Source organism: uncultured Veillonella sp., from assembly GCF_905209685.1.
Classification (GTDB): domain Bacteria; phylum Bacillota; class Negativicutes; order Veillonellales; family Veillonellaceae; genus Veillonella.
Map to the genome: position 1 here is coordinate 1 of NZ_CAJLUB010000104.1, position 6,549 is coordinate 6,549.

10 protein-coding genes are annotated in these 6,549 nt (G+C 38.8%); 8 read left to right on the forward strand and 2 right to left on the reverse strand.

Features of this window, described 5'->3' with window-relative positions:
* The first annotated feature begins 330 nt into the window (after positions 1 to 330).
* The 7 genes from QZ055_RS07370 (at position 331) to QZ055_RS07400 (ending at position 4,208) form a co-directional block, all read left to right on the forward strand.
* Entirely contained in the window at positions 331 to 534 is a 204-nt protein-coding gene (locus tag QZ055_RS07370; RefSeq protein ID WP_060923842.1) for a DUF951 domain-containing protein, read from the forward strand.
* A 9-nt stretch (positions 535 to 543) separates the two neighbouring features.
* On the forward strand, positions 544 to 1,575 hold the full coding sequence (gene selD / locus QZ055_RS07375) for a selenide, water dikinase SelD (protein WP_295825708.1): 1,032 nt from the start codon (positions 544 to 546) through the stop codon (positions 1,573 to 1,575).
* Positions 1,576 to 1,723: 148 nt separating this feature from the next.
* Positions 1,724 to 2,323: a sulfurtransferase-like selenium metabolism protein YedF gene (gene yedF, locus QZ055_RS07380; RefSeq protein WP_295825712.1), complete on the forward strand. Its 600-nt coding sequence runs from the start codon at positions 1,724 to 1,726 to the stop codon at positions 2,321 to 2,323.
* Positions 2,324 to 2,433: 110 nt separating this feature from the next.
* The gene (locus tag QZ055_RS07385) at positions 2,434 to 2,691 is read left to right on the forward strand and encodes a DUF3343 domain-containing protein (RefSeq protein ID WP_060923933.1); all 258 of its coding nucleotides are present in this window, start codon (positions 2,434 to 2,436) and stop codon (positions 2,689 to 2,691) included.
* Positions 2,692 to 2,803: 112 nt separating this feature from the next.
* On the forward strand, positions 2,804 to 3,514 hold the full coding sequence (locus QZ055_RS07390) for an NAD(P)H-dependent oxidoreductase (protein WP_060923840.1): 711 nt from the start codon (positions 2,804 to 2,806) through the stop codon (positions 3,512 to 3,514).
* Positions 3,515 to 3,666: 152 nt separating this feature from the next.
* Complete coding sequence (locus QZ055_RS07395; RefSeq protein ID WP_060923839.1) at positions 3,667 to 3,906, forward strand: GlsB/YeaQ/YmgE family stress response membrane protein; 240 nt, start codon at positions 3,667 to 3,669, stop codon at positions 3,904 to 3,906.
* Between the two features lie 65 nt (positions 3,907 to 3,971).
* Positions 3,972 to 4,208, forward strand: a complete 237-nt coding sequence (locus tag QZ055_RS07400; protein WP_060923838.1) for a CsbD family protein — start codon at positions 3,972 to 3,974, stop codon at positions 4,206 to 4,208.
* Positions 4,209 to 4,287: 79 nt separating this feature from the next.
* On the opposite strand, the gene ychF is transcribed toward QZ055_RS07400, so the two are convergent.
* Positions 4,288 to 5,394: a redox-regulated ATPase YchF gene (gene ychF, locus QZ055_RS07405; RefSeq protein ID WP_295825715.1), complete on the reverse strand. Its 1,107-nt coding sequence runs from the start codon at positions 5,392 to 5,394 to the stop codon at positions 4,288 to 4,290.
* A 245-nt stretch (positions 5,395 to 5,639) separates the two neighbouring features.
* Between ychF and QZ055_RS09440 the strand changes: the two genes are divergently transcribed.
* A complete protein-coding gene (locus tag QZ055_RS09440) occupies positions 5,640 to 5,717 on the forward strand; it encodes a putative holin-like toxin (protein WP_227721402.1) in 78 nt (25 codons plus the stop codon).
* A 194-nt stretch (positions 5,718 to 5,911) separates the two neighbouring features.
* Here QZ055_RS09440 and QZ055_RS07410 read toward each other — a convergent pair.
* The coding region (locus QZ055_RS07410) for a diaminopimelate dehydrogenase (RefSeq protein WP_295825718.1) at positions 5,912 to 6,549 on the reverse strand (638 nt) is incomplete at its 5' end.

The window sequence follows — 6,549 nt, forward strand, 5'->3', positions numbered from 1 at the left end:
TATATTGTAACATACTAAATGAGAAATGCAAGTGTTTTTGTAAAATTTATTTCGAAAATTTTCTAAATGATAAATATTATCAATGTAGTAAAAATGCGGTTTCTTAAAGGCAGAATAGTATGGGATTTATAAAATAAGTCTATTTTGATATTGAGAATGATAACTAAATGAAAAATCATTATTGATTACGTATTAATAATCTTTTCGTTAAATATACTAATAACTCCCCATAAAATAACTATATAACTATAGAATTCTGATATGTTTATAGAACATGGTATTTTTTGTATAATAAGTATATAAATACTGAACGATGTAAAAGGAGGCGCTATGGCATTTGTTAGATATTATATAGGCGATGTGGTGAAAATGAAAAAGTCACATCCCTGTGGCAGTGATGAATGGGAAGTTAAGCGGATTGGCACAGACTTTCTCATCGTATGTAATGGTTGTGGTCATCAACTATTGATGCCGCGCCCGAAATTTGAAAAGGCAGTTAAGAAAATCGTATCTCGATTGCCCGAGAATGAATAAGGAGGACGGATGGTACGACTCACTGATTACGTAACAAGTGGGGGCTGTGCGTGTAAGATTGGGCCTCATATATTAAATCGTGTATTAAAAGCGGTGACACCTGTTACCAATGAACACGTACTGGCAGATATGACAGGTGCTGACGATGCAGGGGTATATAAACTTTCAGATACATTAGCATTAGTACAAACATTGGATTTCTTTACGCCTATGGTTAATGATCCTGTTTTATTTGGGAAGATTGCTGCGGCTAATGCGTTGAGTGATGTGTATGCTATGGGCGGAATACCGTTAACGGCTATGAACATTGTGGGGTTCCCTGTGCCTCTTGTTGAACAAGGTGTATTAACAGATGTATTAAACGGAGCGGGATCCATCGTGGCTGAATCTGGTGCTGCCATCGTAGGTGGTCACAGCATTGAAAATAAAGAGCCTATCTTCGGTATGTCTGTAACAGGGCAAGTGAATCCAAATCGAATTTGGAAAAATAAAGGGGCTCAAGTAGGGGATGTGCTGATATTAACTAAGCGAATTGGTACAGGGATTATGAATAATGCTCTAAAAGGTGATTTGTTTCCTGTAGGTACTGAACAGGCCGTCACTAGCATGAGTACGTTAAATCGGGTGGGAGCAGAGGTGGCTCACAACTTTACCATCCATGCTTGTACAGACGTAACAGGCTTTAGTCTAATGGGGCACTCAGTAGAAATGGCTAGTGCCTCCGATGTGACAATACATATTAAGGCTTACGACATTCCTCTCTTTGATGATGTCATCGAAGCGGCTCAAATGGGATTAGTACCAGCTGCATCCTATGGGAATCGAAAAGCTATAACAGACGTTCAAGTAGATCAGGCTTTGGACCCTGTATGGACAGATATTCTCTTTGATCCCCAAACCTCGGGTGGCTTACTCTTCTCCGTGCCTGCTAGTGAAGGTAATAAATTGGTTGAGGCCTTACACGAATCTGGCATTGACTGTGCTAGTATTGTTGGTACTGTTGAAAGTTTCAGTGGCCTAGCAGTACGTGTTACAGAATAGATTTATAAAAAATAGGGTTTCTACTATTGGCAATCAATATTTAATTACAATATCATTAGCTGATAGCTGATAGCTGATAGCTGATAGCTGATAGCTGATAGGTAATACTTTTACAAAACATATAATGTATATAATATAGAGGTGTATGATGAGCAATACAAATGAATTAACTGTAGATGTACGTGGTAGCTTGTGTCCAAAACCTGTGATTGAAACTAAGAAGGTTAGCGATGCGAATCCAGATGCCGTTATTACTACTATTGTAGATAATGAAGTGAGTCGCGATAATGTAGAAAAGTTTGGCAAGTCTCGTGGTTATGGTGTGGCAATCCGCAAAGATGGTAAGGATTTCTACCTCACTATGACGCCAAATGCAAATCCTGTTACAGAAGCGAGTTGCGAACCGATGAACTATGGTAACCGAGTTATCTTGATGACAAAAGATTATCTCGGTGAAGGTAGTGAAGAGCTCGGTAGAAATCTGATGAAAACCTTCTGGGTGTGCATGGTAGAAGCTGATGTAAAACCATCTAAGATCTATTTTATTAATAGCAGTGTTAAGATGGTAACTAAGGATTCTGTTCATTTGGAAAATATTAAAAAGCTAGCTGACGCAGGTGTTGAAATCGCAGCATGTGGCATTTGTCTCGATTACTTTGGCGTAAAAGAAGAGCTTGGTGTAGGTAGTATTACAAATATGTACGCTATTACGGACTCTATTCTTGGGGAGAATGTAGTTAAGTTATAATTCTTGGCACTAGTATTTTAACTGACAGGTTTAGAGGGGATGTTTTAGCTTTAAACGGATCGTCAATGTTAAACAATGTAATGGTATATGCTGTGGTAGGAGGTGAGGCCTTGGAAAATAAAAAATTGTTAGTCGTCTTTACGTCCTATTATTTTGGCGATAAAGCAGACAAGATATTAACAGAATTAGAGGTGCCTCATCAATTGATGGCTACACCTCCCGAGCTTTACGATATGTGTGGTTTATCTGTGCAAATAGATCCAAGTATTGTAGAGCAGGTTCAGACTATTTTAAAAGAACATAAGATTAGTACATCTGGTCTCTTTTGGTATGAAAAAGGTGAGCTAGCTGTACCATATAAAGCCTAGACATCGTCTAGGCTTTTTCTTGTTTTTTATTAAAATTTGGATCCTTATATAATTTAACGGCTAACTATGATACTATAGATATATGATATTTTTTATCATTATGGAGGTATATATGAGCAAGTATGAAATAGAAAATGTAAAATTAACCGCTCCAAAATTGGATCGTAACGATTTAGAATATGCTATGACCTATCGTTATGCATGTAAAAAGTTTGATAGCAATAAGAAAATCTCTGAAGAAGACTGGAATGCTATTCTTAATGCGGCACGTTTGTCTCCTACATCCCTTGGCTTTGAGGCTTACCAATTGTTGGTGATTCAAAATCCAGAAATTCGCGAAAAAATGAAAGCTCATGGCTGGGGGATTTTAGCAGGTCTTGAAGCTAGTCATGTAGTAGTTTTCTTGGCGCGTAAAAAAGTTGATCTTGAATTCGATTCTCCATATATTCGTCATATTCAAGAAGAGGTTAAACAATTACCTGCTGAAGTTGATGCAGCATACCGTGAGAAATATGCTCAATTTACTACAAGTGACTTTAAAACCTTTGAGTCTGAACGTGCTGCTTTTGACTGGGCTTCAAAACAAGCGTATATCGTTATGGCGAATATGATGACTATGGCGGCGTATGAAGGCTTAGATTCTTGTCCATTAGAAGGCTTCAATCAAGATGACATGACCGCACTCTTAGGTGATGAACTTGGCCTGTTCGATACTAAACACTTTGGCATTGCTGTAATGGCTGCCTTTGGTTACCGTGATGAAGAACCACATCGCAATAAAACACGTCGTACAATGGATGAAATTGTAACAGTAGTTGAGTAGATTATATATGTAGAACTAAATCGAAATTCTTCATTTAATCTTTAGAATTGAATGCTATATTATAAATATACAAGAATTCTAAAATATTTATAAATACTGTATTATTTGATAGGATTTATGAATATTATGATTAAATAGGAAGGAGTGATTATATGTTATGGTCAATTATTGTTGGTGGTTTTATTGGGTTCCTAGCTGGTGCCATCACTAACAAAGGCGGTGCAATGGGCATTATCGCTAACGTTGTTGCTGGTTTAATTGGCTCGTCCGTAGGTCAGTCCCTATTTGGTACCTGGGGTCCTAGCTTAGCAGGAATGTCCTTAATTCCATCTGTATTGGGTGCAGTCATTGTTGTTGCTGTAGTCTCATTTTTCTTCGGAAAAAAAGGATAGCCCTCTACTTGTAACAGTAGATTTTATATGGTTAAACGTGATTTTACATGAAAGGAGTCACAATTATGGCATTAGAAGATAAATTAGATCAAGTTAAAGGTGCAGTAAAAGAAAATGCAGGCAAATTAACTGATGACAAACAAATGCAAGCAGAAGGCGCTGTTGAGAATACAGTAGCAAAAGTAAAAGATGCTGCTGATAGTGTTGTTAATGATATCAAAAAGACTGCAGATGATGCTAAAGATGCTGTAGAAGGTGCGATTAGTGGCCTTAAAAATGCATTGGGCAATGATGACAAATAAAATTAAATAAAAGCTATTTTGTAGCATTAAAAAAACCAGTAAATCGTTCGATTTACTGGTTTTTTGTTATTAATTTGTATTATACGTTGAAGCGGAAGTGTGTTACATCGCCGTCTTTCATAACGTAGTCTTTGCCTTCTAGGCGTACAAGACCTTTTTCTTTAGCCGCATTTTGGCTGCCGCAAGCTTGTAAGTCAGCGAAGGATACGATTTCAGCACGGATGAAGCCTTTTTCGATATCGGAGTGAATTTTACCAGCTGCTTGAGGCGCTTTTGTGCCATTTACAATTGTCCAAGCACGAGCTTCCATTTCGCCAGCAGTGAAGTAGTTGATAAGACCTAAGAGTGCATAACTTGCTTTGATAAGTTTTGTTAAGCCAGATTCTTCAAGACCAAGATCTTCGAGGAATGCGGCAGATTCTTCTTCGGATAACTCTGCAATTTCGGACTCGATACGAGCGGACACAACAACGATGCCAGCTCCTTCGTTTTTTGCATATTCCTCAACACGTTTTACATATTCGTTGGAAGAGTAATCAGATACTTCGTCTTCAGAAATGTTAGCTACATAAAGAGATGGTTTTGCTGTAAGCAATGTTAACTCTTTGATCATTTCTAATTCTTCTTCTTCGAGACCTTGTGCACGAACTGGTTTTGCTTCACCTAAACCTTCGATGATGCGTTCCAGCAATGGTAACTCCGCACGCGCATCTTTGTCGCCGGATTTAGCGATTTTTTCAATACGTTGTTTACGTTTTTCCACGGATTCAAGGTCTGCAAGGCAGAGCTCAGTGTTGATGATTTCAATATCACGAATTGGATCGATAGAGCCAGAAACGTGAGTGATGTTAGGGTCATCGAAACAACGAATGACTTGAGCAATAGCGTCTACTTGGCGGATATGGCTAAGGAATTTATTACCTAAACCTTCGCCTTTGGACGCACCTTCTACAAGGCCTGCAATATCTACGAAGCGCATAGCAGCAGGAAGGATGCGTTTAGAACCAAACATTTCAGCCAATACAGCTAAACGATTATCTGGAACATCAACGACACCTACGTTTGGCTCAATTGTACAGAATGGATAGTTGGCAGCTTCAGCGCCCGCTTTAGTAATGGCGTTGAATAATGTACTTTTACCAACATTTGGAAGGCCTACGATGCCTACTTCTAAATTTGTGCTCATGGTACCACCTTTTATTAACTAATTGATTTCGTTCTTTGTGAAAGCTTCCGTAGAAACTCTATCAAATAAATATTATATCATATAGATGCTATAAATTTGTACTAAAAAAGTGACACCATTAGTCACATTGGTGACTAGTAGTGTCACTAAATCCCTTTACATAGAAATCGACAAATTATATATTGATGTCGAGGCCTCTAGATGTGTCAGGTCTTGCCAATTTCTCGAGGATTGGCGGTGATAGCATGAAGACCTACGAAGTTTTATCTTTAATGATAGCTTTTGGTATGTTAGTTGCTACCATTATCATAGCAGCAAGATAATTGACTTCTAACTCAGGTTAGCTTTTATGTAGCAGGGCTTTGAAAAGGACCCTTTTGTCGTCAGGCCACATTTTCAAACTAGTAAGAGATGTGAGAGCTGACGCCGGAAAACATCTACGCCTCACTTCTTCTAAGTAGTATACCATAGAAGTAGATAAAATCCCACACACTAGTGTGGGATTTTATTTTGTGTCTTATAGAGAGTGCGCTCGTAATTCTTCAGCGGAATGAGTGGAGATCCAAGCTGGTGGAATATCGAATACAGTATAGCAACCTGTACCGCCGTGTTTAGCAAGGCGGTAGATACCACGTGCATAAGCAACAAGTGCAGAGCCAGTGAATTCAGGGTTGGAGTCAAGTTTTAAGGAATACTCAACAACATGACGTGTGCCGTCAGTGCTTTCACCAGAGCGAAGAACGAAGCCACCATGTGGAATACCTTTATGGTCGCGATCAAGTTCTTCTTGAGAAATGAAGTTTACTACAGTTTCATAACCTACGAAGTAGTTTTCCATAGTTTTGATTTCGTTTTCAATTTTAGCTTTGTCAGCATCAGGAGCAGCCACTACATAGCACTCACGAAGGTGACCTTTGTAGCCATCAACGTCTGGAGTTTCACCATTACGGATAGCTTCAAGGTATTGTTCTTTAGGAACAGTGTATTGACGAGCATCAAGAACACCATCAATACGACGGATAGCATCGGAGTGACCTTGGGAAACGCCACGGCCCCAGAATGTATAAGATTTACCTTGAGGTAAGATGCTTTCAGCATATACACGTTGTAAAGAGAACATGCCTGGGTCCCAACCGCAAGAAATCAATGTAGCAG

Excerpts from the sequence above, each read along its gene's own strand:
- ychF (WP_295825715.1), bottom strand. The coding sequence starts at position 5,394 with ATGAGCACAAATTTAGAAGTAGGCATCGTAGGCCTTCCAAATGTTGGT.
- selD (WP_295825708.1), top strand. The coding sequence starts at position 544 with ATGGTACGACTCACTGATTACGTAACAAGTGGGGGCTGTGCGTGTAAG.
- yedF (WP_295825712.1), top strand. The coding sequence starts at position 1,724 with ATGAGCAATACAAATGAATTAACTGTAGATGTACGTGGTAGCTTGTGT.
- QZ055_RS07400 (WP_060923838.1), top strand. The coding sequence starts at position 3,972 with ATGGCATTAGAAGATAAATTAGATCAAGTTAAAGGTGCAGTAAAAGAA.
- QZ055_RS07370 (WP_060923842.1), top strand. The coding sequence starts at position 331 with ATGGCATTTGTTAGATATTATATAGGCGATGTGGTGAAAATGAAAAAG.
- QZ055_RS09440 (WP_227721402.1), top strand. The coding sequence starts at position 5,640 with ATGAAGACCTACGAAGTTTTATCTTTAATGATAGCTTTTGGTATGTTA.
- QZ055_RS07395 (WP_060923839.1), top strand. The coding sequence starts at position 3,667 with ATGTTATGGTCAATTATTGTTGGTGGTTTTATTGGGTTCCTAGCTGGT.
- QZ055_RS07390 (WP_060923840.1), top strand. The coding sequence starts at position 2,804 with ATGAGCAAGTATGAAATAGAAAATGTAAAATTAACCGCTCCAAAATTG.